Annotated in this window: 24 protein-coding genes; 11 read left to right on the top strand and 13 right to left on the bottom strand. The window is 72.3% G+C overall.

The annotated features are described in order from the left end of the window. Positions 1-149: 149 nt before the first annotated feature. Both KY498_RS12755 and KY498_RS12750 read right to left on the bottom strand, forming a co-directional pair. Positions 150-2,816, bottom strand: coding sequence for an RNA helicase (locus KY498_RS12755; RefSeq protein ID WP_191009199.1), 2,667 nt, complete (start codon positions 2,814-2,816; stop codon positions 150-152). A gap of 170 nt (positions 2,817-2,986) precedes the next feature. Further along, positions 2,987-4,177 (bottom strand): glycoside hydrolase family 3 protein, encoded by a 1,191-nt coding sequence (locus KY498_RS12750; protein ID WP_191009200.1) that lies wholly within the window; start codon positions 4,175-4,177, stop codon positions 2,987-2,989. A gap of 100 nt (positions 4,178-4,277) precedes the next feature. On the opposite strand from KY498_RS12750, the gene KY498_RS12745 reads away from it, so the two are divergent. The 7 genes from KY498_RS12745 to KY498_RS12715 all read left to right on the top strand — a co-directional run bounded on the left by KY498_RS12745 (position 4,278) and on the right by KY498_RS12715 (position 10,424). Then, positions 4,278-4,652 carry a GNAT family N-acetyltransferase gene (locus KY498_RS12745; protein ID WP_191009201.1) on the top strand — a complete coding sequence of 125 codons (375 nt, stop codon included), beginning with the start codon at positions 4,278-4,280 and terminating at the stop codon, positions 4,650-4,652. After that, on the top strand, positions 4,649-5,662 hold the full coding sequence (locus tag KY498_RS12740) for a pirin family protein (protein ID WP_191009202.1): 1,014 nt from the start codon (positions 4,649-4,651) through the stop codon (positions 5,660-5,662). The genes KY498_RS12745 and KY498_RS12740 overlap by 4 nt, the downstream gene beginning before the upstream one ends. A 48-nt stretch (positions 5,663-5,710) precedes the next feature. After that, entirely contained in the window at positions 5,711-6,271 is a 561-nt protein-coding gene (locus tag KY498_RS12735; protein WP_060961104.1) for an ECF transporter S component, read from the top strand. Between the two features lie 71 nt (positions 6,272-6,342). Further along, positions 6,343-8,184: an ABC transporter ATP-binding protein gene (locus KY498_RS12730; protein ID WP_191009203.1), complete on the top strand. Its 1,842-nt coding sequence runs from the start codon at positions 6,343-6,345 to the stop codon at positions 8,182-8,184. Beyond that, the gene (locus KY498_RS12725; protein ID WP_191009204.1) at positions 8,181-8,984 is read left to right on the top strand and encodes an energy-coupling factor transporter transmembrane protein EcfT; all 804 of its coding nucleotides are present in this window, start codon (positions 8,181-8,183) and stop codon (positions 8,982-8,984) included. The genes KY498_RS12730 and KY498_RS12725 overlap by 4 nt, the downstream gene beginning before the upstream one ends. Positions 8,985-9,006: 22 nt before the next feature. Then, complete coding sequence (locus KY498_RS12720; RefSeq protein ID WP_191009205.1) at positions 9,007-9,879, top strand: siderophore-interacting protein; 873 nt, start codon at positions 9,007-9,009, stop codon at positions 9,877-9,879. Continuing rightward, a complete protein-coding gene (locus KY498_RS12715; protein WP_191009206.1) occupies positions 9,879-10,424 on the top strand; it encodes an ECF transporter S component in 546 nt (181 codons plus the stop codon). The genes KY498_RS12720 and KY498_RS12715 overlap by 1 nt, the downstream gene beginning before the upstream one ends. Before the next feature lie 16 nt (positions 10,425-10,440). On the opposite strand, the gene KY498_RS12710 is transcribed toward KY498_RS12715, so the two are convergent. The 3 genes from KY498_RS12710 to KY498_RS12700 all read right to left on the bottom strand — a co-directional run bounded on the left by KY498_RS12710 (position 10,441) and on the right by KY498_RS12700 (position 13,401). Beyond that, the gene (locus KY498_RS12710) at positions 10,441-10,866 is read right to left on the bottom strand and encodes a GIY-YIG nuclease family protein (RefSeq protein WP_191009207.1); all 426 of its coding nucleotides are present in this window, start codon (positions 10,864-10,866) and stop codon (positions 10,441-10,443) included. Between the two features lie 190 nt (positions 10,867-11,056). Beyond that, a complete protein-coding gene (locus KY498_RS12705; protein WP_191009208.1) occupies positions 11,057-12,220 on the bottom strand; it encodes an acyl-CoA dehydrogenase family protein in 1,164 nt (387 codons plus the stop codon). A gap of 152 nt (positions 12,221-12,372) precedes the next feature. Next, complete coding sequence (locus KY498_RS12700; protein WP_223849535.1) at positions 12,373-13,401, bottom strand: M15 family metallopeptidase; 1,029 nt, start codon at positions 13,399-13,401, stop codon at positions 12,373-12,375. Between the two features lie 76 nt (positions 13,402-13,477). Here KY498_RS12700 and KY498_RS12695 point away from each other — a divergent pair, with 76 nt between their 5' ends. Further along, the gene (locus KY498_RS12695; RefSeq protein ID WP_191009209.1) at positions 13,478-14,530 is read left to right on the top strand and encodes an Rv2578c family radical SAM protein; all 1,053 of its coding nucleotides are present in this window, start codon (positions 13,478-13,480) and stop codon (positions 14,528-14,530) included. 54 nt (positions 14,531-14,584) lie between these two features. Here the strand turns inward: KY498_RS12695 and KY498_RS12690 are convergent, their stop codons facing one another. Further along, a complete protein-coding gene (locus tag KY498_RS12690) occupies positions 14,585-16,753 on the bottom strand; it encodes a DEAD/DEAH box helicase (protein ID WP_219879386.1) in 2,169 nt (722 codons plus the stop codon). Positions 16,754-17,055: 302 nt separating this feature from the next. Between KY498_RS12690 and KY498_RS12685 the strand changes: the two genes are divergently transcribed. Further along, positions 17,056-18,135: a hypothetical protein gene (locus KY498_RS12685; RefSeq protein WP_191009211.1), complete on the top strand. Its 1,080-nt coding sequence runs from the start codon at positions 17,056-17,058 to the stop codon at positions 18,133-18,135. A gap of 10 nt (positions 18,136-18,145) precedes the next feature. Here the strand turns inward: KY498_RS12685 and KY498_RS12680 are convergent, their stop codons facing one another. The 6 genes from KY498_RS12680 to KY498_RS12655 all read right to left on the bottom strand — a co-directional run bounded on the left by KY498_RS12680 (position 18,146) and on the right by KY498_RS12655 (position 24,337). Further along, entirely contained in the window at positions 18,146-18,793 is a 648-nt protein-coding gene (locus KY498_RS12680) for a hypothetical protein (RefSeq protein ID WP_191009212.1), read from the bottom strand. Between the two features lie 9 nt (positions 18,794-18,802). Next, positions 18,803-22,003 (bottom strand): efflux RND transporter permease subunit, encoded by a 3,201-nt coding sequence (locus KY498_RS12675; protein WP_191009213.1) that lies wholly within the window; start codon positions 22,001-22,003, stop codon positions 18,803-18,805. Between the two features lie 271 nt (positions 22,004-22,274). Beyond that, positions 22,275-22,652: a fluoride efflux transporter CrcB gene (gene crcB / locus KY498_RS12670; RefSeq protein WP_101307030.1), complete on the bottom strand. Its 378-nt coding sequence runs from the start codon at positions 22,650-22,652 to the stop codon at positions 22,275-22,277. Continuing rightward, positions 22,649-23,083: a CrcB family protein gene (locus KY498_RS12665; RefSeq protein ID WP_223848753.1), complete on the bottom strand. Its 435-nt coding sequence runs from the start codon at positions 23,081-23,083 to the stop codon at positions 22,649-22,651. The genes crcB and KY498_RS12665 overlap by 4 nt, the downstream gene beginning before the upstream one ends. A gap of 20 nt (positions 23,084-23,103) precedes the next feature. After that, the gene (locus tag KY498_RS12660; protein ID WP_061781905.1) at positions 23,104-24,066 is read right to left on the bottom strand and encodes a DNA topoisomerase IB; all 963 of its coding nucleotides are present in this window, start codon (positions 24,064-24,066) and stop codon (positions 23,104-23,106) included. A gap of 1 nt (position 24,067) precedes the next feature. Beyond that, a complete protein-coding gene (locus tag KY498_RS12655; protein WP_101307032.1) occupies positions 24,068-24,337 on the bottom strand; it encodes a Rho termination factor N-terminal domain-containing protein in 270 nt (89 codons plus the stop codon). A gap of 108 nt (positions 24,338-24,445) precedes the next feature. On the opposite strand from KY498_RS12655, the gene KY498_RS12650 reads away from it, so the two are divergent. Continuing rightward, the gene (locus KY498_RS12650) at positions 24,446-24,607 is read left to right on the top strand and encodes a hypothetical protein (protein ID WP_167626506.1); all 162 of its coding nucleotides are present in this window, start codon (positions 24,446-24,448) and stop codon (positions 24,605-24,607) included. 132 nt (positions 24,608-24,739) lie between these two features. On the opposite strand, the gene KY498_RS12645 is transcribed toward KY498_RS12650, so the two are convergent. Then, positions 24,740-25,501, bottom strand: coding sequence for a MerR family transcriptional regulator (locus KY498_RS12645; protein WP_191009214.1), 762 nt, complete (start codon positions 25,499-25,501; stop codon positions 24,740-24,742). 134 nt (positions 25,502-25,635) lie between these two features. Here KY498_RS12645 and KY498_RS12640 point away from each other — a divergent pair, with 134 nt between their 5' ends. Beyond that, complete coding sequence (locus KY498_RS12640; RefSeq protein ID WP_101307034.1) at positions 25,636-26,487, top strand: DUF4097 family beta strand repeat-containing protein; 852 nt, start codon at positions 25,636-25,638, stop codon at positions 26,485-26,487. The last annotated feature ends 2 nt before the right edge of the window (positions 26,488-26,489 follow it).

Here is a 26,489-nt window from a genome sequence, read left to right as displayed (position 1 = left end):
AGCCGCGGCATCCGACACCTCGTCCCCCTCCGTCGCCAGCACCCGCCGAGCCGCTACGCGCTGGCCGAGCCGCCATCGCACGTCCGTCCGCGCCGTGGCGGCTCGGGCAGGGCGTGGCGGCTCGCGGGAGGAAGCAAGAAGAGGGCGGGCTAGAGGCGGACGAGCTCGACGGCGCGGACCACGGCGGCGCCCTCCTCGACCGAGGCGGCGAGGTCGACCTCGGCGCGCAGGCGCCAGTCGTGATCGCCCTCGGGGTCGTCGATGGTCTGCTCGACGCGCCAGATGCCGGATGCCGCGGCATCCGCCCGGTCGATCGCGCACAGCCGAGGCGCGCGGGCCGGTCCGCCCGTGAGGATCTGGTCGTGCTCGTCGTAGTAGCGGTCGAGCGCGGCCGGCCAGTCGAGGTCGGGGTCGAGGGCGACCAGCGCGTCGTCGTCCTGCAGCGCCGCGAGCTGCACGCGCCGGAACAGCTCGTTGCGCACGAGCACCGTGAAGGCGCGCTCGTTCGTGAGGATCGACGGGGGTGCGGGCGGCACCACGGGAGCGCCGTCCTCGGGCAGCACCGCCGAAGGGTCGACGAGCGCGGACCACTCGTCGACGAGACTCGAGTCCACCTGACGCACGAGCTCGCCGAGCCACTCGATGATGTCCATCAGCTCGTCGGTGCGCGCCTCCGCCGGGACGGTCTGGCGGATCGCGCGATACGCGTCGGAGAGGTAGCGCAGCACCAGCCCCTCGCTGCGCGCCAGCTGATAGAAGGAGACGTATTCCGCGAACGACATGGCCCGCTCGAACATGTCGCGGACGACCGACTTGGGACTCAGCTCGAAGTCGCGCACCCACGGCTGACTCGACGCGAAGACCTCGAACGACTGCGCCAGCAGGTCGGCCAGCGGCTTCGGGTAGGTGATCTCCTCGAGCAGCGCCATCCGCTCCTCGTACTCGATCCCGTCCCGCTTCATGGCCGCGACCGCCTCGCCGCGGGCGCGGTACTCCTGCTGCGAGAGGATCGCCCGCGGATCGTCGAGCGTCGCCTCGATCACGCTGAGCACATCCAGGGCGTAGTGGCCGGTGCCGATGCCGCCCGCGGCGACGGTGGCGGCCTCGGCGCGACCCGAACTCCTCCAATCCGCACCCCGATCCCCCGGATCAGCCTCGACAGCGGCGGGAGCGCCCCCGGTGGAGGAGTTCGGGACGGCAGCGGCGCCGGGCCGCACGTCGTCGTCGGGCGAGAGCAGCTCGATGGCGGCGAGCGCGAACGGCGACAGGGGCTGGTTGAGGGCGAAGTTCGGCTGCAGATCGACGGTGAGCGCGATGTGCGGGCCGGATGCCGCGTCGCGGTCGACCTCGACGATCCCCGCGTCCACGAGCGTCCGGAAGATCGCGATCGCCCGTCGGGCGAGGGCGTAGCGGCGCTCGCGCGGCTCGTGGTTGTCGAACACGAGCGACCGGACGTTGCCGAAGACGTCGCCGCCGCGGCCGATGACGTTGATGAGCATCGCGGCCGTCAGCTTCAGCTGCGGCACGAGCGGCTCGGGCGGCGCCGCGATCAGCCGCTCGTACGAGCCCTCGCCCCAGTTGACGACGCCGGTGGGCGCCTTCTTGCGGACGATCTTCTTTCGCTTGGCCGCGTCGTCGCCGGCCTTCGCCAGCGCGACCGCGTTCTCGATCTCCCACTCCGGAGCCATCACGACGACGTTGCCGTGCGTGTCGTAGCCGGCGCGGCCGGCGCGACCGGCCACCTGATGGAACTCGCGCGCGCTGAGCTGGCGCATCTTCGTGCCGTCGTACTTGCTGAGCGCGGTGATCATGACGGTGCGGATCGGCACGTTGATGCCGACGCCGAGCGTGTCGGTGCCGCAGATCACCCGGAGCAGTCCGCGCTGCGCGAGCGTCTCGACGAGGCGGCGGTAGCGCGGCAGCATCCCGGCGTGGTGCACACCGATGCCCGCGCGCACCAGACGCGACAGCGTCTTGCCGAAGCCCGTCGTGAAGCGGAAGCCGCCGATCGCCTCCGCGATCTCGTCGCGCTGCGCGCGGGTGGTGAGGGTGACGGATGCCAGGGCCTGCGCGCGTTCGAGCGCGGCCGCCTGCGCGAAGTGGACGATGTAGACCGGCACCTCGCGCTCGTCGACGAGCATCGTCAGCACCTCGTGCACGGGGCGACGCTCGTACGAGAAGTGCAGGGGCACCGGGCGCTCGACACCGGTCACGAGCGCCACGGGCCGCCCCGTCCGCCGCGCCAGGTCGTCGGCGATGGCCGTCACGTCGCCCAGGGTCGCCGACATCAGCAGGAACTGCGCCCGCGGCAGCAGGAGCAGCGGCACCTGCCACGCCCATCCGCGGTCGGGGTCGCCGTAGTAGTGGAACTCGTCCATCACGACCTGATCGACGGGGGCGTCCCCGCCCTGGCGCAGTGCGATGTTGGCGAGGATCTCCGCGGTGCAGCAGACGATCGGGGCGTCGGGGTTGACGGACGAGTCGCCGGTGACCATGCCGACGTTCTCGGGACCGAAGATCTCGACGAGGGCGAAGAACTTCTCGCTGACCAGCGCCTTGATCGGCGCCGTGTAGTACGAGCGCCCTCCGGCGGCGAGACACGCCGCGTGCGCCGCGATCGCGACGAGCGACTTACCGGTGCCCGTCGGGGTCGAGAGGATGACGTTCGCGCCGGAGACGAGCTCGATGATCGCCTCGTCCTGAGCGGGGTAAAGCGTCAGCCCCCGCCCGGTCGCCCACGCGACGAAGCCCTCGTAGGCGGCATCCGCCGTCGCCTGCGCGGGCACGAGGTCGGTCAGTGCCGCGGCAGAGGTCATGTCCCGAGTCTGCCAGGCGCCGCCTCCGCTCGGTCACGCCGCCGGGATCGGCTCGCGCGCCCGACACGACGACGGCGGATGCCGGATGCCGGTCACACCGCCGCACCCCGCGACCCGGTCACACCGCCGCACCCCGCGACCCGGTCACACCGCCGCACCCCGCGACCCGGTCACGGCCGCGCGGCTTTGGCGGCCAGCACGTGGCGCGCGGCGTCGTCGACGCGGGCTGCGAACACCGGGTCGGACTGGGCCTTCGCCAGCACGGCGTCGTACATGGCCGGGAAGACGGTGGGATCGGTCGAAGCCAACACGACGTCGATGCCCGCGGTGATGGCGAGCACGGCGCGATCGGCGGGACTCCAGGCCTGCACGGCCTGCGCCGCCGACAGATCGTCGGTCATGAGCATGCCCTCCGGGCCGACCTTCGCCCGTGCGAGGCCCACCACCGTCGGCGAGAACACCGCCGGCGCCGACGGGTCGAGGTTCTGGTAGATCGCGCTCGAGACCATCACGCCCGCCGGCCCGCCCGCGAGCAGCGTGCCGTAGACGGCGATGTCGGGGCCGTCGGCGGTGACGGTCGTGTCGACGACGTCGGCCGTCGTGTCGGTGTTGGCGGTGACGTGTCCGAGTCCCGGGAAGTGCTTGAACACGGGCATCACGCCGGCCGCGCGCATGCCGTCCGCGAAGGCGCCCGCCTTCGCGGCGACGGTCGCCCCGTCGTAGCCGTACTGCCGGCCCAGCCCGCCGATGGGCGGGTTGTCGAACCGGGTCGCCGCGCTCGTGACGATGTCGGCGACCGGGGCGAGGTTCAGCGTCACGCCCGCGGCGGCGATCTGACCGCCCCACGTGGTCGCCACGGCGCGGAGCTGGTCGTCGGGCAGATCCGCCTGCCGGATCGCGTAGGGCATGTCGTCGAACCCGGGCCCCGTGAGCACCTGCACCTCGCCGCCCTCCTGATCGGTCGACACCCACAGGGGGATGCCGTCGGCATCCGCCGTCGTGAACGAACCGACCACCCTCGCCACGGCCTGGGCGCCCGCCTGCGAACGCCCGTGCAGGAAGATGCCGCCCGCGTGCCGGTCGACCACCGCCGAGAGCGTATCGGGGGTGACGGCATCGACCGCCGTTCCGACGATGAACAGCTGTCCGACGCGCTGGCGCAGGTCCAGTCCGGCCAGGGGGTCGGGCGTCGCGGTCGGCGAGGGGGTCGGCGCGGGCGTCGCGGTCGGGGTCGACGTCGGCGAGGGCGACGGGGACGGACCGTAGGCCCCGCATCCCGAGAGCAGGAGCGCGGTCGCCGCGACGACCGCTCCCGCGCAGACGAGGAGGCGCGGACGGCGGCGGGCGGAGCGGGGGGTCATGCCGCCATCCTCCCCGCTCGCGCCTCCCGGCGACAGCCCTGGCGGAACAGGTGACGACGCGCCTACGTTGGGGAGGACACATCGACCCGACAGGAGCGTCATGACCGACGACGTCCGCATCTCACGCAACGACGAGAAGGACCGCTACGAGATCCTCGTCGACGGCGACATCGCCGGCTACACCGAGTTCGAGGAGGATGCCGAGGGGCGTCTGGTCTTCCCGCACACCGAGATCGATCCGGCCTACGGCGGTCGGGGCCTCGGCACGAAGCTGGTCGCGGCGGCGATGACGGACGAGGCCGCCCGGGGCGACGTGGTGGTGCCGGTCTGCCCGTTCATCGTCACCTACCTGCAGAAGCACGAGGTCCCCGGGCTGAAGGCGGTGTGGCGCGAACGCGACGTCGAGACGGCGGAGCACGCGTCGACGGCGGAGCCCACCCCGGGCGACGAAGGCGTGGGAACGCCGCGCGGATGACCCGCCTCGACGACGCCCCGCCCGACGTGGCCGGCCCGGCGGTCTGCGACGGTCCGCGGGCGTTGCTGCTGGAAGCCCGCGAGGTCCCGCTCGGCGGGGTGCGCGCCATGGAGGTGCACCGCAGCCTGCCGCAGCGGGCGCTGCCCCTGGTCGGCGCGTGGTGCTTCCTCGACCGGTTCGGCCCGCAGACGGCGCGCATGCGCGTCGAGCCGCATCCGCACATCGGCCTGCAGACGGTCACCTGGCCGCTCGTGGGCGAAGTGCGCCACCGCGACACCCTCGGCAGCGACGTCGTCGTGCGCCGCGGGGTGCTCAACCTGATGACCAGCGGCGCCGGCATCGCCCACTCCGAGTACTCGGTCGGCGAGGAGGCGGTGGCCCTCGACGCCCTGCAGCTGTGGGTCGCGCTGCCCGAGTCGCGCCGCCACGGCGCCGCCGCCTTCGAGCGCCACGACGACCTGCCCGTGACGACGATCCCCGACGCCGCCGGCGGGACGGGCGCCACCGCAACGGTCGTGGTGGGCTCGTTCGCGGGGGCGACCTCGCCCGCGACGATGTACACCCCGATCGTCGGCGCCGAGCTCCACCTCCCGGCCGGCTCCCGCGTCCGGCTCCCGCTCGAACCGTCGTGGGAGTACGCGCTGGTCGGCATCGACGGCACCCCCGAGGTGTGGGCGACAGCGGATGCCGCGACCGCCCTGCCCGACCAGGGCCTGCTGTACCTCGGCATCCACCGCGACGGCGTCGAGGTCACCGCGGTGCGCGAGACGACGCTCTTCCTGCTGGGCGGGGAGCCGTTCGAAGCCGACATCGTGATGTGGTGGAACTTCGTGGCGCGTTCGCACGAGGAGATCGTCGCGGCCCGGGCGGCGTGGGAGGCCGAGGCGGAGGACGCCCCGACGCCCGCGCCACAGGCGCGCTTCGGTCACGTCGTCGGGCACGGCGCCGAGCGGGTGCCCGCACCGCCGCTTCCCGCGGTGCGGCTGACACCGCGGCGGCGCAGCATCTGAGCATTTTTCCCGGCCTGAGCCCCGGGGACGCGCGGCTACGCTGGGATCGTGGCCCGAAACACCGTCCTGTCGACGCGCGTCCTGCTGGTGTGCGCGGCCATCGGTGTGGCCACCGGCATCCTCGGCGGCATCGCCGGACTCGTCACGCCGGTGGTGCTCGCGGTGCCCGGCCTCGCCATCGTCTACGGGCTCGTCCTCGGGGCGCACGTGCTCCCCGGGATCGTCGCGCAGGAGGTGCTGCGGCTGCCGCTCGTGGCACTGCTCACGCACGTGCTCGCCGCGCTGGTCGCCAGCGCGTTCGCCCCCGTGTGGACGATGCGGTTCCTCGGCACGGCCCTGCTGTTCGGCGCCATCCAGGAGGGGGTCGCGGCACTCACGCGCTATCGCGCCTGGGGAGCGTGGCGCTTCTTCATCTCCGCGGCGGTCATCGGCGTGCTCGTGGCGGTCGTCGTCTTCTTCGCGGCGCATCTGAGCGCCTACGCCCTGTGGGCCCAGATCGCCTACCTCGCCCTCTCCGTGTGCGGTCCCGTCGCGTGGACGGCGATCGGCCTGGGCGTCGGAGCCTCGCTGCGGCGCGCCGGCGTGGCGCGGCAGACCGTCCGGCGCTGACGACTGTTGGCCGCTGAGGTTAGGCTGGGCTAACCTGGGAGCGACCCTCTGCCCGACCGCTGGGATGATCCGTGACCTCTGCCGTCTTCGGAGCGGAAGCCGCTGCTCCCGCCGGCCGTGAGCCTGCTCCGCTGCTGCGCGTGCGCGATCTCGCGATCCGGCATGAGGGCGCGGATGCCGATGCCCCGGCATCCGCCACGTTCGACGTGGCGCGCGGTGAGGTGGTGCTGCTGCTCGGACCCAGCGGCGCCGGGAAGTCCACGCTGGCGCTCGCTCTCAACGGCCTCATCCCGCACGCCGTGCCCGCCGCCCTCTCCGGCACCGTCGAGGTCGCCGGGCTCGACACCGCCACGACGCCCGTGGCCCGGCTGAGCACGCACGTGGGCATGGTCTTCCAGGACCCGGACGCACAGCTGGTGACCGGCACGCTGCTCGACGAAGTGGCGTTCGGTCCCGAGAATCTGCGGCTGCCGGTGGACGAGGTGCTGACCCGGGCCGAGGAGGCGTTGCGCCGCGTCGGCCTGTGGGAGCGCCGCCACGAGAACCCCGACCGTCTGAGCGGCGGCGGCCGGCAACGGCTCGCGATCGCGTGCGCCCTGGCGATGGGCTCGCCCCTGCTCGTTCTCGACGAGCCCACGGCCAACCTCGACCCGCAGGGCATCGAGGAGGTCTACGCCGCACTGGGCGCCCTCGTCGCCGCCGGCGACCGGGCGATCCTGCTGGTCGAGCACAACCTCGACGCCGTCGTGGGGATCACCGACCGGGTCGTCGTGCTCGACCACGTCGGGCGCACCGTCGCGGACGGCACCGTCGACGACGTGCTCCGCGCCCGCGCCGCCGAGCTGCACGAGATGGGCGTGTGGCTGCCCGTGTCGACCCTCGCCGCCCTCCGCCTGCGCGCGGCCGGCTGGACGCTCGACCCCCTCCCCCTCGAACCCGCCGAGCTGCACGCCGCCCTGGAGTCGGCCGACACATCCGCGGGCGGCAGTCTGCACGACTCCGCCTCTACGACGGCCACCGCCGGCTCCGCCCCCTCCGAAGGCTCGTCCAGGCGGAGTCGTGCAGACGATGCGGAGGCACCGGGCGCGGCATCCCCCGTCATCCGTGCGCGCGGGCTGCGCACGCGCCGCGGGCGCCGCGAGATCCTCCACGGCATCGACCTCGACGTCGACGCCGGCGCGTTCGTCGCGATCGTCGGCGCGAACGGCGCCGGCAAGACGACGCTCCTGCAGTCGCTCGCGGGAGTCGTCTCGGTCCCGCGCGGGCAGGTCACCGTGGACGGCGTCGACGTGGGCCGCACCGACCTCCGCGCCCTGTCACGGCGGATCGGCTTCGTCTTCCAGAATCCCGAACACCAGTTCATCGCCCACACGGTGTACGACGAGCTCGCCCACGGCCTGCGCCGACAGCGGCTGCCCGAGGAGGAGGTGCGCGAGCGCGCGTTCGACGTGCTGCGCCGCTTCGGCCTCGAGGACAAGGCCGAGGTCCACCCGTTCCTGCTCTCGGGCGGCCAGAAGCGCCGCCTCTCGGTCGGCACGGCTCTGGTCGCGGGCGCACCGGTGCTCGCGCTCGACGAGCCGACGTTCGGTCAGGACCGCGCACGCGCCGACGAGTTGATGGGCCTGCTGAGCGACCTCAGCGCCGAAGGCACGACCATCCTCGTCGTCACCCACGACATGCAACTGGTCACCGAGCACGCGCACCGCACGATCGTCGTGGGCGACGGGCGCATCATCGCGGATGCCGCGACACCCGCCGTATTCGCCGACGACGATCTGCTCCGCTCGGCGGGGCTGCGACAGCCTCCCCTGCGCCGCGCGTTCGCCGGCCTGACGCGGCATCCTTCCCTCGCCGGCGTCACCCGACTCGCCGATCTGCCGGCGGCGGATGCCGCGGGGAGGGCGGCGCGGTGAGCGCGACGACCGTCGACCCCTGGGCCCGCGTCGACGCGGGCGGGCTCCTCGCGGGGCTGAACCCGCTCGCGAAGCTCGCGGCACCGCTGCCGGCGATGGTGCTCCTCGTCTTCGCGCGCGACCTCGCGACCCCGCTCGCATTCCTCGCCCTCGCCTGTGCGGTCATCCTCGCCGGCACCCGGATCACCCGGCGGATCGCGCTGCTGCTGCTCGTGGCGGTGCCGGTCGCGACGATCGTGATCGGCCTGTCGATGAGCCTGTGGACCGATCCGGCGCGCGTCGGCGGCGACGTCGTCGCCCGGATCGGCGACTGGAGCCTCACGACCGGTGCGCTGACCGTCGGGTTCGCGACGGGTCTGCGCCTGGCGGCGATCGTCGCGCTCGCGCTCATCGCGGGGCTGACGACCACCGGACCCGATCTCGTGCGGGCGAGCGTGCAGCAGCTGCGGGTGCCGTACCGCATCGGCTACACCGCGCTGGCCGCGTTCCGCTTCGTCCCGAGGTTCGGGCACGAGCTCGACGTCATCCGCCAGGCCCACCGCGTGCGGGGGTCGCACGGCGGCCGCGGCCCCGTCGCCGCGCTCGCGCGCTGGTGGGGCTACCTCGTGCCGCTGCTGGCGGGCGCGATCCGGCACGCCGAGCGGGTCGCCCTCGCGATGGATGCGCGCGCCTTCGGCGCCCACCCCGACCGCACCGAACGGCACCTCGTCCCGTGGCGCCGACGCGACACGGTGTTCGTCGCCGTCTTCTGGCTGACCAGTGCCGTCATCCTCGTCGCCCTCTTCCCGTGGGCACCCTGATCCGTCGCAGAAAGGATGCCGCATGGCCCGCTCCTCACGCCTGACCAAGCCCGCCTCCCAAGACCTTCTCCGACTGGAGGTGGTCGCCGTCCGCCGCCTCGCCCCCCACTGGATGCGCGTCACCCTCGGCGGTGGCGACATCGGCCGGTTCGCGCCGCTGGGCTACGACCAGTGGTTCCGGCTGTTCCTGCCGCACCGCAGCGACAGCGCGGGCGCGGGCCTGGAGCGCATCCCCGCGAAGGCGAACCGGATCTTCGGGTACCTGTCGTACCTGCGCATCCCGGAGGGCATCCGGCCCGCGATGCGCAACTACACGGTCCGCGCCTACCGGGCGAGCGGGCCCAGCGGCGGAGCGGAGCTCGACGTCGACTTCGTGCTGCACGGCTCCGGGCCGACCGCGGGTCCGGCGTCGCGCTGGGCCGCCTCCGCGACCGTGGGCGAGTCGGTCGTGATCATCGACGAGGGGCTGGGCTTCTCACCGGAGCGCGGCGTCGAGCGCGTCCTGCTGATCGCCGACGAGACGGGCGTCCCGGCGGTGTCCGGCGTGTGCGCGTCGCTGCCCTCCACCGCGACGGGCACCGTGCTGGTCGAGGCGCCGTCGGCCGACGACGTGCTGGAGATCGACGCGCCCGACGGCGTGGAGGTGCGGTGGCTGGTGCGGGATGCCGGGGCGCGCCCCGGAACCCTCGCGCTGAGTGCTCTGCGGCAGCTCGACCCTCCGGCATCCGATACGCATGTCTTCGTCGTCGGCGAGCAGTCGCTGCCGGTCGCCGCCCGCCGGCACCTCGTCGCGTCGGGGCACCCGAAGGACCGGATCAGCTTCGTCGGCTACTGGCGCGCCGGGTCCGCATCGCCGACGCCGGCGGCGGAGCGCAGCGGCGCGGAGGAGCACTGATGGGCCGGGTCACGACCGCCTACCTGTTGACCTGCGCGGCCATCGGCGTGGCGGGAGGCGTCGTCCTCGCGGCGGGCTGGTGGGTGTCGCTGGCATTGTTCGCGACGTTGCCGTTCGTCTCGATCGGTATCGCCGGTCTCTGGGTGATCCCCGCCGTGGTCGCGCTGCGGCTGCTGCACCGCCCCGTCGCCGGCCTGCTGGTCGGACTCATCTCCGGCCTCGTGCTCGCGCCGTTCTTCACGATCTCGGCGGTGGCGACCACCCTGTTCTGGGCGTTCTTCCCGGAGCTGCCGTTCCTGCTGACGGCGTACCGCCGCTGGGCCACGTGGATGCACTACGCGGGAGCGATCGTCATCGGCATCGCCTACCCCGTCCTCGCCGCCCAGTCGTTCGACCTCTGGGCGATGTCGCCGGTCGCGCTCAGCGGCTTCATCGCGCTGTGCGTGGCATCCTGCGTGGGCGGCACGGCGATCGCGATCGTCATCGCCGACCGGCTGCGCGCCGCCGGGGTGGCCCGCCTCGCCCGTCACCGCGCGGTGGCGTGATCGGTGCGACCCTGCGTCAGCTGACCGCCTGACGCAGGGCGTCGGCCATCCACCGGGCGTAGCGGTGCCACGGGGGCACCGTCCCCGCGAGCTCGGCGGCGTGGGCCCGCAGCTCCGGCTCCGCGCGGAACCACTCGCCACCTTCGCGCAGGTGCGCGAACTGCGCGTGCCGCGCGCGCTCGACAGCGCGCCCGCCGAGTTCGAACGCCAGCAGCTCCTGATGCCGGATCGCGGCGAGACGCCGCCGGGGCTCGCGACTCGTCCCGATCTTGATGCGCTCTTCCCACCGCAGGTAGTAGACCACCTCGACGCGCGGGCGCGGCAGGTCGGGATCGGGACTGTCGCCGAGCCGCCACCCGCACACCGGGCAGGTCGGGGTGCCGTCGGCATCCGCGGTCGGCTGCGTGAGCCCGCACATCACGCACCGCTGCGCCTCCGCCATGCCCGCACGCTACCCGCACCCGCCGACACCCCCGCCGCCCTCGCCCGCGCCTCGCTCTCGCCCTCGCCTTGCCCGCGCCTCGCCCGCGAGAAACCATCCCCACAACGAGAAACCACCTGCGCACCGGTTTCTCGGTGCGCAGATGGTTTCTCGCGGCAGAGCGGATGCCGCGGCAGAGCGGATCTCGCGGTCAGCGCTTGCCGACGATCTGGCGCGACACGATGTCGCGCATGATCTCGTTCGTGCCGCCGTAGATGCGGTGGACGCGGGCGTCGAGGTAGGCGCGGGCGATCGGGTACTCGGTGATGTAGCCGTACCCGCCGTGCAGCTGCACGCCGGTGTCGAGCAGCTCCGCCTCGCGGTCGGTCGACCAGAACTTGACCTTCGCGGCCTCCTCGGCGGTGAGCTTCTTGTCCTTGTAGAGCATCATCGCGCGGTCGTTGTAGGTCCACATGACGTCGACCGTCGTGGCCATGTCGGCCAGCAGGAACCGCGTGTTCTGGAAGTCGGCGATCCGCTCGCCGAACGCCTCACGGCTGAGCACGTAGTCGCGCGTCCAGACGAACGCGGCCTCGCCGGCGGCCGCCGCGGCGACGCCGATCGACAGACGCTCGAGCGGGAGGTTCATCATGAGCTGGATGAAGCCCAGGCCCTCCTTGCCGCCGATGAGGTTCGCCTCCGGGACGAAGACGTCGGTGAAGCTCAGCTCGGCGGTGTCCCACCCGTGGAAGCCCATCTTCTCGAGCTTCTTGCCATGGTCGAAGCCCTCCATGCCGTCCTCGAGGATCAGCAGGCTGAAGGCATCCGGACGGTTGCCCTCGCCGGTCTTCACGAACGTGACGACCATGTCGGCGGTCTTTCCCGAGGAGATGAAGGTCTTGGCGCCGTTGACGAGGTAGCCGCCGTCGACCTTCTTCGCCGTGGTCTTGATGCCGCGCAGGTCGCTGCCGGCGCCGGGCTCGGTCATCGCGAGCGCGCCGAGGATCTCGCCGGTCGCCATCCCCGGCAGCCACTTCTCCTTCTGCTCCTGCGTCCCCATGTGCACGATGTACGGGACGGCGAGGTCGTCCTGGATGCCGAAGGCCCCGGCGAGCGAGCCCTGGCCGGCCCCGATCGTCTCCTCGAGCACGATCGCGCGGAAACGGTAGTCCTGCAGCATCCCGGCGCCGCCGAACTCCTCCGGCACGCTCAGACCGATGATGCCGGCCTCGCCGGCGGCGAGCATGGTGGCGCGGTCGATCTCCCCGTCCGCCTCCCACTGCTTGCGCTTCTGCTCGGTGGCGAAGCGCTTGAGGAACTCCTTGACGACGTCGCGGAACGCCTCGTGATCCTCGTCGTAGATGTCGCGCTCCATGGTGCGCCCGTCCTCTCGTCGTCGAGTGTCGAATCTGCGGGACGCGTCGCGATGAACGACGGATGCCGGTGGCATCGCATCCCAGCATCCATGGTACTGGGTTTCATGTCGGTGGCGACAGGACGACCTCGCGCGACGGCGACCCCGGGCGATCAGTAGTCGGGGGCGGCCGGCAGCCCGAAGAAGTCCTCGAGCGTGTGGAACCCACCCTCGTGGTACGCCTTCGCGAGCTCGGGGCCGATGTAGCGCAGATGCCACGGCTCGGCCTCGTACCCCGTGGTGGCGGTGTAGCCGCTCTCGTAGCGGACGATGTAGCCGAACCGCCACGCGTTCTCGGCGACCCAGGCGCCCTGCGGCGTCCCGCCGAACGCTTCGATCGCGCCGCAGCCGCCGTCGCAGGCCGCCACGTCGGTGGCGAGTCCGGTCTGGTGCTCGCTGAAGCCGGGCCGCGCGCTCTGCTGGTCGGCGGCGGCGCGACCGAGGGTGTTCACGTAGCCGTTGTAGGTGCGCGTCTGCGAGGCGAACGAACGGTAGGCGCTGTTGAGGCCGATCGCCCCCGCGCCCTCGTTCGCCGCCGCCGCCACGAGCGCGGTGAGCGCCTCCGCCGCCGCGGGCTGCAGCCGGCCGTCGACGGTTCGCTGCATGTCGGCGGGGGCGACGACCGAGGTCGGCTCGACGTCGATCGGGTTCAACGGGCGCTGCTTGTCGACGACGATCCACAGCCGGTGCGGGTCGCCGAGATCGATGCAGGGCGCTGCCCCCGACACGACGGCGGCGCGGAAGGCGGCGCCGCCTCCGAAGGCGGTGATGACGTCGGCATCCCTGCCCTCGGCGAGCGCCGACGAGACCGCGGGATCGTCGCAGGATGCCGCGGCCACCCCGCTCTGCGCGGGCACGGGCAGGCCGGTCGCGGGCGTGCCCGACCCCACCCCGTCCGGCAGCGCGACCGCGTCGGTGGGCGCGGTGACGCCCGCGGCGCCGCCCCCGGGCGCCGTGGCGGCGCCTCCGGGACGCGTCAGCGCGATGACGACGACGAGCACCACCAAAGCCGCGAGCCCCGCCAGCACCACGAGACCGCGGCGCCCGACGGCCGGCATCGACCGACGCGCGGGCGACTCCGGCGCCGCCTCGGCGGCGAGGCGCGCGGCGCGTCGGCTGGTCGGCTGCTCGGGTTGCGGCACCCGCCCATTCTGCCGCGCCCGGCCGAGAGGACGGTGCGCATTGCACAGTCATCGAATCTATGTTCGTATATCAGGCATGCGCTGGCGTGGACAAAGAATCGATTCGACGGATGCCGCAGCCCTGCCCGGCCTCGAGACGCGGGAGGGGCTGGTCCGCACGGTGACCACCCCCGAGTTCGCGGGCATGACCTTTCACGAGGTCGCCGCGAAGTCGGCGCTGAACCATGTGCCGTCGGCATCCGCGATGCCGTTCGACTGGACCGTGAACCCCTATCGCGGGTGCAGCCATGCGTGCTCGTACTGCTTCGCCCGCAACACCCACACCTATCTCGACCTCGACGCCGGACGCGACTTCGACGAGCAGATCGTCGTGAAGGTCAACGTCGCCGAAGTGCTGCGACGCGAGCTCGCCGCGCGCTCGTGGGGGCGGGAGCCGGTCGCGCTCGGCACCAACACCGACCCGTACCAGCGGGCCGAGGGGAGATACCGGCTCATGCCGGAGATCATCGACGCGCTCGCGGCGAGCCGGACGCCGTTCTCGGTGCTGACCAAGGGCACGCTCCTGCGCCGCGACCTGCCGGTGCTCGCGGAGGCCCGCCGGCGCGTGCCCGTGCACCTGTCGATGTCGATCGCCATGCCCGACGAGCGCCTGCGGCAGACGCTCGAAGCGGGCGCCCCCACCTTCCAGGCCCGGCTCGACACCGTGCGGGCGGCCGCCGACGCGGGCTTCGCCGTGACCGTGTTCCTCATGCCGATCGTGCCGCACCTGACGGATGCCGTGGCGGTGCTCGACGACGCGCTGGCGCGCATCGCGGCATCCGGAGCCGTCCGCGTCGTCTTCGGAGCGCTGCACCTGCGGCCCGGAGCCCGCGAGTGGTTCTGGCAGTGGCTCGAACGGGAGCACCCCGAGCTGGTGCCCGCGTATCGGGGGCTCTACCCCGGCGCCAGCGTGTACGCGCCCGTCGGCTACCGGAAGTGGCTCGCGGCGCGGGTCCGGCCGCTGCTGCGGCGACACCGGCTCACGGGCGGTCCGGAGGAAGAAGTCGAGACCCGGCCGGCGCGACCGGGGCCCGTGCGGACCACGGCGCGGGCCGCGGCATCCGCCGCCGCCCCGGCGATGCTGTTCTGACCACACGCCGGAGGGGCCGCGACGCGAACGTCTCGGCCCCTCCGGGTGCGGGTGTCAGCGGTCGACGTGCGCGGCCTGCCGCCCGGACAGCTCCTCGATCACGTCGTCGCCGGGACGGGCGTCCTCGAACGGCGCGTCGATCTCGGCGCGGTCGAGCATCTCGGTCATGCGCCGGCGGCGCTGACGCGGGATGAGCGTCACGACGGTGCCGGAACGCCCCGCGCGACCGGTGCGACCGGAGCGGTGCAGGTACGTCTTGTACTCGTCGGGCGCGTCGGCCTGGATGACCAGGTCGATGTCGTCGACGTGGATGCCGCGCGCGGCGACATCCGTCGCGACCAGCACGCTGACGCGGCCCGAGGTGAGCCGCTCGAGGTTGCGCGTGCGCTTGCCCTGGTTGAGGTCGCCGTGGAGGGCGACCGCGTGGATGCCGGCGTCGTCGAACTGCTCGGCGAGCATCTCGGCGTACGCACGGGTGCGGGCGAACACGAGCGTCTTGCCGGCGCGGTCGACGAGCGAGGTGAGGATGTCGGCCTTGTCGCGGTGGTCGATGACGAGCACGCGGTGGTCGATCGTGCCGGAGTCCTGGTCCTCGCCGGCGACCTCGTACACCGCCGGGTCGACGAGGAACTCATCGACGAGCGCCGCGACCTCGCGGTCGAGGGTCGCCGAGAACAGCAGCTTCTGCGCGTCGGGCTCGACCAGACGGAGGATCCGCTGCATCGGCTCGAGGAAGCCGAGCTCGCTCATGTGGTCGGCCTCGTCCAGCACGACGACGCCGATCTCGGACAGGTCGAGCTTGCCCTGCTCCTGCAGGTCTTCGATGCGGCCCGGGGTGCCGATGATGATGTCGACACCCTTCTTGAGCGCACCGACCTGGCGCGCCTGGGGCACACCGCCGTAGATCTGGGTCGTGAACAGGCCGACGCTGCGGGCGATCGGCTGGATCGTACGGTCGATCTGCAGTGCGAGCTCGCGCGTCGGGGCCAAGATCAGCGCGCGGGGGCTGCGGCCGAACGCGCGGCGCTTGCCGGCCTGGCTGCGCAGCACCGACTCGACGAGCGGGGCGCCGAAGGCGATGGTCTTGCCCGAGCCGGTGCGGCCGCGCGCGAGCACGTCCTTGCCGGCGAGAATCGGCGCGATCGTCGCCGCCTGGATCGGGAACGGCGCCGCGGCGCCCAGCTCGGCGAGCGCCCGGACGATGTTCTCGCCCAGGCCGAGGCCGGCGAAGCTCACGTCCGCGACCTCTTCGGCCTGCACGGCCTGCGCCTGCAGCTTCTCGTGCACGACGTCGGCGTGCGCCTCGTAGGCCTTGCGGGCCGCGGCATCCTTCGCGTCGGCGTTCCAGTCCGCACGGTTGCCGCCGGTGGCGCGGGCCGGACGGTCATCGCGGCGGGGGCGGTCGTCGCGGGCCGGGCGGTCGTCGCGGCGGGGGCGGTCGAAACTCCTCCGATCCTCGTCGCGGGGGCCGAAAGCAGGCCGCTCCCGCCGCTCCGCACTCGACGTGGAGGAGTTACGGCCACGGTCATCGAACGACCGAGCCGGGCGGTCATCACGACGCGGGCGGTCATCGAACGACCGGGCGGGCCGGTCGTCACGACGCGGCCGGTCATCGAAGGACCGGGCCGGACGGTCGTCGCGACGCGGGCGGTCGAAACTCCTCCGATCCGTGTCGCGAGAACCGAAACCAGGCCGCTCACGGCGATCCCCGCCCGATGTGGAGGAGTTACGGCCACGGTCATCGAACGACCGAGCAGGCCGGTCGTCACGACGCGGCCGGTCGTCGCGACGCGGGCGGTCGAAACTCCTCCGATCCTCGTCCCGAGAGCCGAAACCAGGCCGCTCACGGCGATCCCCGCCCGACGTGGAGGAGTTACGGCCACGGTCATCGAACGACCGAGCCGGGCGGTCGTCACGGCGCGGGCGGTCATCGAACGACCGAGCCGGGCGGTCGTCGCGGGCCGGGCGGTCGCCGTGGGCGCGGGAGCGGATGCCGCGCGCCTCGTCGCGGCCGGCGCGCTCCTGGGCGCTCCAGCGCTGCTTGGGCGCCGCGTCGGTCGCCTCGGCGGCGCGATAGCCGCGGTGGCCGGGGCTCTTGCTGCCGGGCTTGCCGGCAGAGGACTGACCGGGACGGCGCTTCGCGTCCTGGTAGCTGGTCTTCGCGCCGTAGCGCGGCTCGAAGTTCTGGGCGCGGCCGCCGGCCGGCTTCTTGCTCTTGGGCATGGTGTTCTTCCTGGGTTTTCTCGCGCGAGAACAGCGCCTCCGCGCCGAAGGAGTCCCCCACGACGCGATGGTCGAGGAGATCGGGGCGGCGGGCGACCCGGTGGTCCGGGGGCCATTCACAGTGATGGTCATGTGCGCCGAGCGGCGCTCACCATCGGCCCCTTGGACTCACAAACCCACCCGCGCCGCAGCGCGGTGTCCAGAGCCGACCGCACCACTGTACCGGTCGCACCTGTGAGAGCGCCGGTCGGGTCCGGCCACGCCGGGATCGCGGCCCGCCGGCGGCCCCCTACACTGGCGCCATGACCGCAGCGGAACCCACCCGACTCCCCGCCGCCGCCGACGCCGATCGCGCCCCCGCGCCCTCGTTGCGCGTCGAGGCGGAGGCTCTGCTCGCCGCGGCGATCGCCGCCGTCTCCGGCGGCGGCGTCGGGCTCATCGTCGGACTGCTCGGCATCGGCACGCGCCTGTGGGGCGACGGGAGCATCGCCGGCTGGGCGGCGGCCGGGGCGGGCCTCGCGGCGGGCGTCAGCTCCGCGCTCGGCTATTGGCGCGCCCGCACCACCGACGGTCAGGAGTGGCGGCGCAGGATCGCGAGCTGGCGCTACGTGGTGTCGACGGCATCCGTCGTGATCGCGCACGGCGCCCTCGCGGCGATCGGGACCGTCGCGCTGTTCGCCGTGCTCTCGCGCGCCTTCATCGACGTCGAGCTCACCGCGTTCTGGACGACCGTGCTGGCGGCCACGGCGACGGGCCTGTCGGGCTGGCTGAGCTACCTCTCCGCCTCGCGGATGACGACCCAGCGCCTCACGACGCTGCTGGTCACCTTCATCGGGATCGGGACGCTGGCGGCCATGATCACGACCTCCGACCCGCTCTGGTGGACCTACCACTTCAGCCAGCTGGGGACGTTCGGTGATATGTCGAGCTTCCTCTTCAACGGCACGCTCGTCGCCGGAGGCCTGCTCGTGACGACCTTCACGCTGTACGTCTCCCACGACCTCGCCGCGCTGGGCGAGGCGCCGCGCGGCATCCGTGTCGTCGGCACGGCGCTGGCGATCATGGGCGTCATGCTGGCCTGCGTCGGCATCTTCCCGGTCAACGTGAACATGCTGCTGCACAACCTGTCGGCGTCGGGCATGGCCCTGATGTTCCTGCTGCTGCTCGTCGGCGGCCCGTGGATCGTGCGGCGGATGCCGCGCGCCTACTTCTTGGCGTCGTGGGCGTTCCTGGCCGGCCTGGTCGCCTCGATCGCACTGTTCGCCACGGGCTACTTCGGGCTGACGGCCTTCGAGATCATCGTGTTCGCGCTGATCTTCGGGTGGCTCGCCGTCTTCATCCGCTTCATGGTGGTCGCCGATCAGCCCGATCCGCGCGGCTGAGGCGCCCCGCTCACCCCGCGTTGGCGGCCCGCAGGGCGGCCACGGCGGCGGGGAGGTAAGCGGACTGCATCGCCGCTTCCTTGCTGTTGCCGACGATCGCCAGCCACGTCGTCCCCTCGAACGCATAGCCGACCGCCCCGTCGGCGATCTCACCGTGCACGGCTGAAGTGAAGACCGTGGCGTCGTCGATCGCGGCCTCGGTGTACCCGTCGGCGGTGCGCAGCGCACTCACGAGTTCGTCGCGCACCTCGGCGGGCAGCTCGAGCACGGCCGCGTGCACGCCACCGTCCGAGCCGCCGCGGACGCCCCATCCGCAGTCGACGGCACGCTCTGCCTTCTCGACTGCTGAGCGTGCCACCGGGCCGGGAAGAACCTGCCCGATGGTCCATCCACCGCCGTCGGTGTACCCGACGACGTCCGTCGAGAAGTTCTGCTGCAGCAGCTCGATCGGGATCAGGTCCTCGCAGCGGGGGAAGACGGCCGCGGCGGCCGCGGCCGCGGTCGCCGTCGGCGTCGGCGTCGGCGCGGCCGCGGCGCCTTCATCGCTGGCCGTGGCCGTGGCCGGCGCCGTGGGGGTGGCCGCCGGGACGCTCGCGGCGCACCCGGCCAGTGCGACGCCGAGGGTGAGGACGGCGACGCCGAGGAGTCGGGGACGCATGACTCGACTCTACTTCCCGCGCAGCGCGCGGCGCGGGTGCAGCGCGGCGGCACCGGATGCCGGGGCGACGGGGTCCGCACCGGCATCCGCGGCCGCCTCGTGGCCGCCGTCTGCGGCTCCCCGGCGGGCGGCCCGGCGCTCGCGGGCCCCCTCGACGAGGTTGTAGAGCGTCGGCAGCACCAGCAGCGTCAGCACGGTCGAGGAGACGAGGCCGCCGATCACGACGATCGCGAGGGGCTGCGAGATGAAGCCGCCGTGGCCGGTGATGCCGAGCGCCATCGGCGTCAGCGCGAAGATCGTCGCGAGCGCCGTCATGAGGATGGGTCGCAGGCGTCGCGAGCCGCCCGCGACGGTCGCGTCATGGGTGCTGAGCCCCTTCTCGCGGTACTGGTTGACGAGGTCGACGAGCACGATCGCGTTGGTGACGACGATGCCGATCAGCATCAGCACACCGATGAGCGAGGCGACGCCGAGCGGCACCCCGGTGGCGATCTGCAGGAGGATCGCACCGGTCGCCGCGAACGGCACCGACACGAGCAGCAGCAACGGCTGGCGCAGCGACTTGAAGGTCGCGACCATGACGATGTAGACGATCAGGATGGCCGCGAGCATGGCGAGACCGAGCTGTCCGAAGGCATCCGTCTGCTGCGTCACGACACCGCCGACCTTCGCGTCGGCCCCCGTGGGCAGATCCAGGCTGGTGAGGGCCGTGCGGACGCTCGCCGACGCGGTGTTGAGGTCGTCGGTCGACGGAGTGACCGTCACGGTCGCGGTGCGCTGGCCGCGCTGGGTCGTGATGGAGGTCGGACCCTGGCTCTGCTCGACGGTGGCGACCTGATCGAGGCGCACGAGACCGTTGGCCGAGGCGATCTGCAGGCCCTTGAGCTCGTCGATCGTCTGCGGCACGGTCGCCGCCTGGAGGTAGACGGTGAGCGAGGTGCCGTCGATCTCGACCGAGCCGATCTGACGCGGCTGCATCGTGTTGGAGACGAGCCCGCCGACGGCGACCTCCGACAGCCCGAGCTGGGCGGCCTTCGCGCGGTCGACGGTGACGGCGACGTACGGGAGGGATGCCGAGAGGTTCGAGGTGATCTGGCCGATGCCTTCCTTGCCCTGCAGCCCGGCGACGACCGCGTCGGTGGCCTTCTGGAGCGCGTCGGCGGACGGGGCGGTCACGTCGACCTCGACGTTGCTCGAGCCGAATCCGCCCTGACCGGAGGAGATCGTGACGGTGCCGACGTCGCCGAGTCCGGCGATCGCCTTCTCGACCTCGTCGCGGACGGTGAGCTGGTCGGCCCCCGTGTCGGTCGTGACCGAGTAGGTGATTCCGGTGCTGCCGCCGCGGAAGGCGTCGCGCACCGCCGATCCGCTGGAGCCGATCGAGGTCTGCACCGTGGTCACGCCGGCGACGCCCTTCACGGCGGTCTCGACCTTCTGCGCCGCGGCGTCTTCGGCGTCGAGGCTCGGCGCCTGCCCGACCTGCTGCGTGATGGTGAAGGTGTTCTGCCCGCTGTCGCCGAGGAAGTTCGTCTTCATGAGGGGCGCCGCCGCGGCGGTGCCCCCGAGCACGAGCACGGCGAGCAGCAGCGTGACCCAGGAGTGCTTCAGCGTCCAGCCGAGGATGGGCAGGTAGCCCCGCTGCAGGCGGGACGGAGGCGCTGCGGGGTCTTCCGGGTCGATCGGGTCGCCCTCGGCGTCGCGCACCGGCTTTCCGGGGCGCAGGAACCAGTAGGCGAGCACCGGCACGATGGTCAGCGCCACGAACAGCGAGGCGGCCATCGCGATGGTGACGGTCATCGCGAACGGGCGGAACAGCTCGCCGGTCACGTCGCCCACGAAGGCGATCGGCAGGAAGACGGCGACCGTCGTGATGGTCGAGGCGGTGATCGCGGCGGCCACCTCGCGGACGGCGAGCAGGATCGAGGCGAGCTTGTCGGCCCCCTCGACGTAGTGGCGCTTGATGTTCTCGATCACCACGATGGAGTCGTCGACGACGCGGCCGATCGCGATCGTCAGCGCCCCGAGCGTGAGGATGTTCAGCGAGTAGCCGAACGCCTGGATGCCGACGAAGGTGATGAGAACGCTCGTCGGGATCGAGATCGCCGTGACGAGTGTCGAACGCACCGACAGCAGGAACACGAGGATGACGAGCACGGCGAAGACGAGTCCGAGCAGGCCCTCCTGCGCGAGCGACTCGATCGACTGCTCGATGTAGGGCGCCTGGTCGAAGACCACGGTGAACGACGCGTCGCCGCCGATGTCGCTCTGCAGGGTGGGCAGCAGCGCGGTGACGGCACGGCTGACGTCGACGGTGTTCGCCGCGGGAAGCTTGGTGATGGAGATCGTCAGGGCGGGCTCGCCGTTGACGCGCGAGATCGAGGTGACCGGGTCTTGCGCCAGCGCCACGGTCGCCACGTCGCCGACGGTCAGCGCGCCGCTGGCGAGGGCGCCCTCGAACTGCGCCGCGGACGTCGGCACGAGCGGCAGTGCCGCGATCTGGTCGACGGAGGTCAGCTTGCTCCCCGTCTGCACCGTGAGCGTCTGATCGCCCTCCGTGACGGTGCCGCCGGGGAAGAGCACGCCGTTCTGTGTGAGCGCGTCGGTCAACGCCGTCTGCGTGAACCCGGCCGCGGCGAGCTTCTGCTGGTCGGGGGTGATCGTCACGCGCTGCCCCTGGCCGCCGACGATGGAGGCCGCGCTGACGCCCTTGACGTCCTCGAGGTCGGGGATCGTGGTCGCCTGCAGCTTGGCCTGGATGGTCTTCTCGTCGCTGTATCCGGTGACGGCCAGCGCGATGACGGGCAGATCGTCGATGGAGAACGACACGACGTTCGGCTCGACGCCGCTGGGCAGATCGGACTTGATGCGGTTGATCGCCTGGAGGATCTTCTGCTCGGCGGTGGCCAGATCGGTGCCGTAGGTGAAGGAGGCCTGGATGATCGAGGCGTTCGTCGTGCTCGTGGCGGTCGTGGACTCCAGGCCCGGGATGCCCTGGATCGCGGACTCGATGGGCGTCGAGACGTCGTTGTTGACGACGTCGGGCGACGCGCCCGGGTAGGTCGACAGGATCGACAGCTGCGGGAACTCGACCGAAGGGATGAGCTCCTGTTTGAGGCTCGTCAGGGCGAGGCCGCCGAAGATCGCCGCGACGATCGTGATCAAGGCGATGAGGGCCCGGTTCTTCAGGCTCAGTACGGCGAGATGCGACACGGGAACCCTTGCTCTCCAGACGGGCGCGCACGAGAAGCTCGATACACGCGTGTATCGGCTTCATTGTCGCACGCGCGCTGGTTCCGATCCGCGCACCGCCACCGTCCCGATCTGCGAGGGCGCCCGGTGGACGCGCCGCGGCGGCGACGGATGCCGCGGCGTGTCGCTCGGCATCCCTTGCACATCGGCATGGGCGCCGGCCGGGCCGATGACGAAGCACCTGCCCGGCCGCCCGCCGGGCCGCCGGCCGGGCCGCCGCGGGAGCGCCGGGTCAGCGGGGGAAGAGGCCCCCGAGGAGCAGCCCAAGGGCCGCGGCGGCGAGCGAGAGCACGAGCGTGCCGAGGAGGTTGATCCACGCCCAGTCGCGGCGTCCCCGCTCGGCGAGCAGCGCCGTCTCCGTCGAGACCGTGCTGAAGGTCGTGAAGCCGCCGAGCACCCCGACACCCAGGATGCTCATCCACACCGGTGCGACCGACGTGCCGAGTCCCGTCAGAAGTCCGAGGAGGAACGACCCCAGCACGTTCACCAGCAGGATGCCGACGGGGAACGCCCCCGACCGGCCGCGCATGACCGCGGCATCCATCAGATAGCGCGCCCCCGCCCCGAGCCCGCCGCCGACGATGAGCGCCGCCACCTCGACCGCGCTCATTCCGCGTCCTCGGGCCGCTCGATCTCGCCCGGGCGGTCGGCGAGGCGACGGCCGACGGCGAGACCCGCGACGGCGGCGAGCACCCCGCCGAACAGCGAGACGACGATGAGCGCGATGCCGACGAACGGCGAGGCGGTCGCCGTCGTCACGGCCTGGACGGCGAAGGCGCTGTAGGTGGTGAACCCGCCCATGACCCCGGTGCCGAGGAAGAGTCGTGCGCGTGGATGCCGATCCGCCAGCCATCCGACGATGACGCCGAGGAGTAGCGAACCGATCAGGTTGACGACGAGGGTCGCGGCCGGGACGACGAGCGGATGCAGGCCGGCGGCGGTCAGCGGCACGACGACGACCGCCCGCAGCGCCACGCCGACCATGCCGCCGGCGATCACCAGCAGCAGAGCGACGAGCGAGAACCGGCGGGCGGGGGGCACGTCCGCAGACTAGCGCCGGCTCACGAGGCGAGGAGGGCGCGGATCGCCGATTCCGGGGAAATGGAGGTGTCGAGCAGGACGCCGCGTCGGTAACGGGCGAACACCCGCGGGTCGATGTACGAGCTCTTGGCGACGGCGGGCGTGTTGCCCAGAGCCGTGGCCGTCGCTCTGACCGCGAGGACCTCGGCGCGCTTGCGATCGGTCTTCGTCGACGTCGGACCGATGCGGGCGAGGGCGTCGGCGGCGAGGATCGTGCCGCGGAGGGTGCGGAAGTCCTTCGCGGTGAAGCTTCCGCCGGTCATCGCCCGCACGTACGCGTTCACGTCCTTCGGTGTGAGCGCGACCCGGCGACGCCCGCGCACGTAGGCCAGCAGCGGCGCCGCGGGCCGCCCCGCCGCGAGGAGTCCGACCACCACGGCGAGGTCGGCGTCATCGACGTCGAGGCGCTGCCGTTTGCCGCTCTTGCCGGGAAAGCGCAGGCTCGTGACGCTGCCGTCGACCAGGGCGTCGCGTCGTTGGAGCGTCGTGAGCCCCCGGCTCCCGTGGGCGGAGAAGTACCGCTCGCTGCCCACGCGCGGCGCCGCCTGATCGAGGAGGCGGAAGGCCGTGGCCAGCACCCGCTCCCGGTCGAGATCGTCGCGGCGCAGGGATGCCGTGACGCGGCCGCGCGCATGCGGCAGACGCTCGGCCAGCTCGAGCGCGCGAGCGTACTTGCCCTTGTCGCGACGGGTCGACCAGTCCGGATGGTAGAGGTACTGCATCCGGCCCGCCTCGTCCACGCCGGTGGCCTGGATGTGCCCGTTGGCCGCCGCCGCGATCCACACATCGCCCCAGGCCGGCGGGATGACGAGCGCCCGCACGCGGTCGCGCTCGGCGGCCGGGAGGGGCGACCCGTCGGCATCCACGTAGCGGAATCCCGTGCCCGAGCGCACGCGTCGGTAGCCGAGGTCGCGGCCGGGCCGGACCCTGCGAAGGCGCGCCACCTCAGGAGTCGCGGAGCATGTCGACGAGCTCCGCCTTCCGCGCGTTCGCGTAGCCGCGGATGCCGAGTTCCTTGGCGCGTCCGCGCAGCTCGGCGACGGTCCAGTCCTCGTACGATCCTGCCGCGCCGCCGCGGCGACCCACGGCCGTGCGGCCGTCGCGGGCGGCGGCGTTGGAGATGCGGGCGGCCTTCTGCTTCGATGCGCCGTCCGTGCGCAGCTCTTCGTAGAGCTGCGGATCCTTCAGGGACGCGGGGGTGTCGTTCTGGGGCATATAACGGCCCTATCGCACGGGAAGAGCCCGTGGCAAGGGGGGTGCCCGCGGCCGCGAACGCGACTAGCTTCAGGGGGTCATGGAGTCCCTCGAGAATGGAGCAATCACATGAATCTCGCTCTGATCATCATCATCGTCGTCGCGATCGTTCTTGCGATCGTCGGCGGCATGAACGCCGCCCTGAACTGGCTGCTGTGGGTCGCCCTGATCGTCGGCATCATCGCCATCATCGCGTTCCTGCTGCGACTCGTGCGAGGCGGTCGCGCCTAGCGTCGACCGCCCGGACCGCGCCGGCTCATCCCCTGGGGTGAGCCGGCGCGGTCGCGTGTGCCGCTCGTCCGTCCCGCGTGGTCGCATCTCGGATGCCGAAGCGACAGCGCGGGACGGATGGGCGGCGCGCCCTCACCGCTGGGCGGTGAGGTAGGCCTCGAGCGAGGCGCGGACGAACTCCGCACCGGCGGGGCCGCCGTAGTTCGCCGCGAACCGCGGGTCGGCGACGTACATCTCGCCGAGCCCCCGCAGGTAGCCGGCGATGTCGCCGTCCGGCGCCGCGGCGGGCGTCCCCGGGATGCCGCGGAGCCAGTCCACGTGACGGGCGGCGAGCTCCTGGGCCTCGCCTCCGGCGGGGTCGAGGCCGCGCCCGGCGGCATCCACCCACGCGGCGTTGAGCGCGGCGACCCGCGCCTTCGCGTCGCGGTGGCCCTCGGCATCCAGCCCTCGCCACCAGCGGTCCGCGTCGGCGTACGCCGCCTCGCCCCAGCGCTCGATGACCTCGTCGTGGTATCGCGTGTGGTCGAACCCGTCGAACATGTTCTCGGCCATGGGCTCTTCTCCTTTCTCCAGTGCGGTGATGGTCGATGCGACCGAGGCGATCCGCCGTGCGAGCCGTTCCTGCTCCTCGTGCAGTGCCCGCAGGTGGCGCCGCAACGCGTCGGTCTCGGTCGTGGGCCGTTCGAGCACCTCCGCGATCTCGGGCAGAGCGAGCCCCATCTCGCGCAGGAGCAGGATCCGCTGCAGGCGCACGAGGGCCGCGGCGTCGTAGTACCGATAGCCGTTGGCACCCACGCGGCTCGGCCGCAGCAGCCCGAGCTCGCCGTAGTGCCGCAGGGTGCGGCTCGTGGTGCCCGCGAGGCGCGCGGTCTGCTGGATCGACCAGTCGTTCATGAGGACGACGCTAGAGGTTGACGTCGCGTCAAGGTCAAGGAGACGTCGGCGAAGGCTCTGGCAAATCGAGATATATCGTGTTACTCTCGCCACAACGCGATATATCTCGAATCGCCAGAACCCAGGAGAAACCCATGACACTCGAGAAGTGGCTCATCAAGCCGGGCGAGACCCGGGTGATCGACCTCGAAGACGTCCGCAAGCTCAAGATCGGACTCGTCGGCGGACAGGTGGATGTCGTCGCGCACGACGAGCCCGGGGTGCGCATCGAGGTGCACGCCGTGACCATCAAAGACCTCCGCATCGAGGCGTCGGGCGACGTCGTGGAGATCGACCACCCGCAGCTGCGCTGGGACAACTTCCTCGAGGTGTTCCGCAACTTCGGCTCCGGCGGCCCCAAGGCCGAGATCAGCGTGGCGGTCCCCCGCGGCATCCTCCTCAACCTCGGCGTCGTCTCGGCGAGCGCCCTGGTGTCGGGGCTCGCCTCGGGTGCGCGTCTGAACACCGTGTCGGGCGACATCATCGTCGACGGCCTGACGGGCGACCTGTCGGTCAACGCGGTTTCGGGCGACGTGCAGATCCGCGGACTCGACGGCACCCTGAGCGCCAACTCGGTCTCCGGCGACGTCGCGGCGACGGGCAGCATCCGCAAGGCGACCATCGACACCGTGTCGGGCGGCATGCTCGTCGACTCGACCGATCGCGTCGACGTCGTCAGCCTCAACACGGTCTCCGGCGACGCCACCGTGCGCCTGGACGAGGGCCACCCGGCCAACTTCGTGCTGCGCAGCGTGAGCGGCCGCCTCATGGTCGACGGCGTCAAGCGCTCGACCTCCGGGCCCTCGAACTACGTCGACTCGGTCGGCGAGCTCAGCGGCAGCTTCGCCGACGTTCGCGCGAACTCGGTGTCGGGCGACGTCACTGTGCTGCGTCGGGCCACGGCGACCCCGGATGCCGCGGCCTCCGCGACCGCCGAGGAGGTCTGACG

The organism is Microbacterium sp. PAMC21962, assembly GCF_019443465.1.
GTDB classification, from domain to species: domain Bacteria; phylum Actinomycetota; class Actinomycetes; order Actinomycetales; family Microbacteriaceae; genus Microbacterium; species Microbacterium hominis.
The sequence above is the reverse complement of the archived record's forward strand: the minus strand, read 5'-3'. Positions and strand labels throughout refer to the sequence as shown.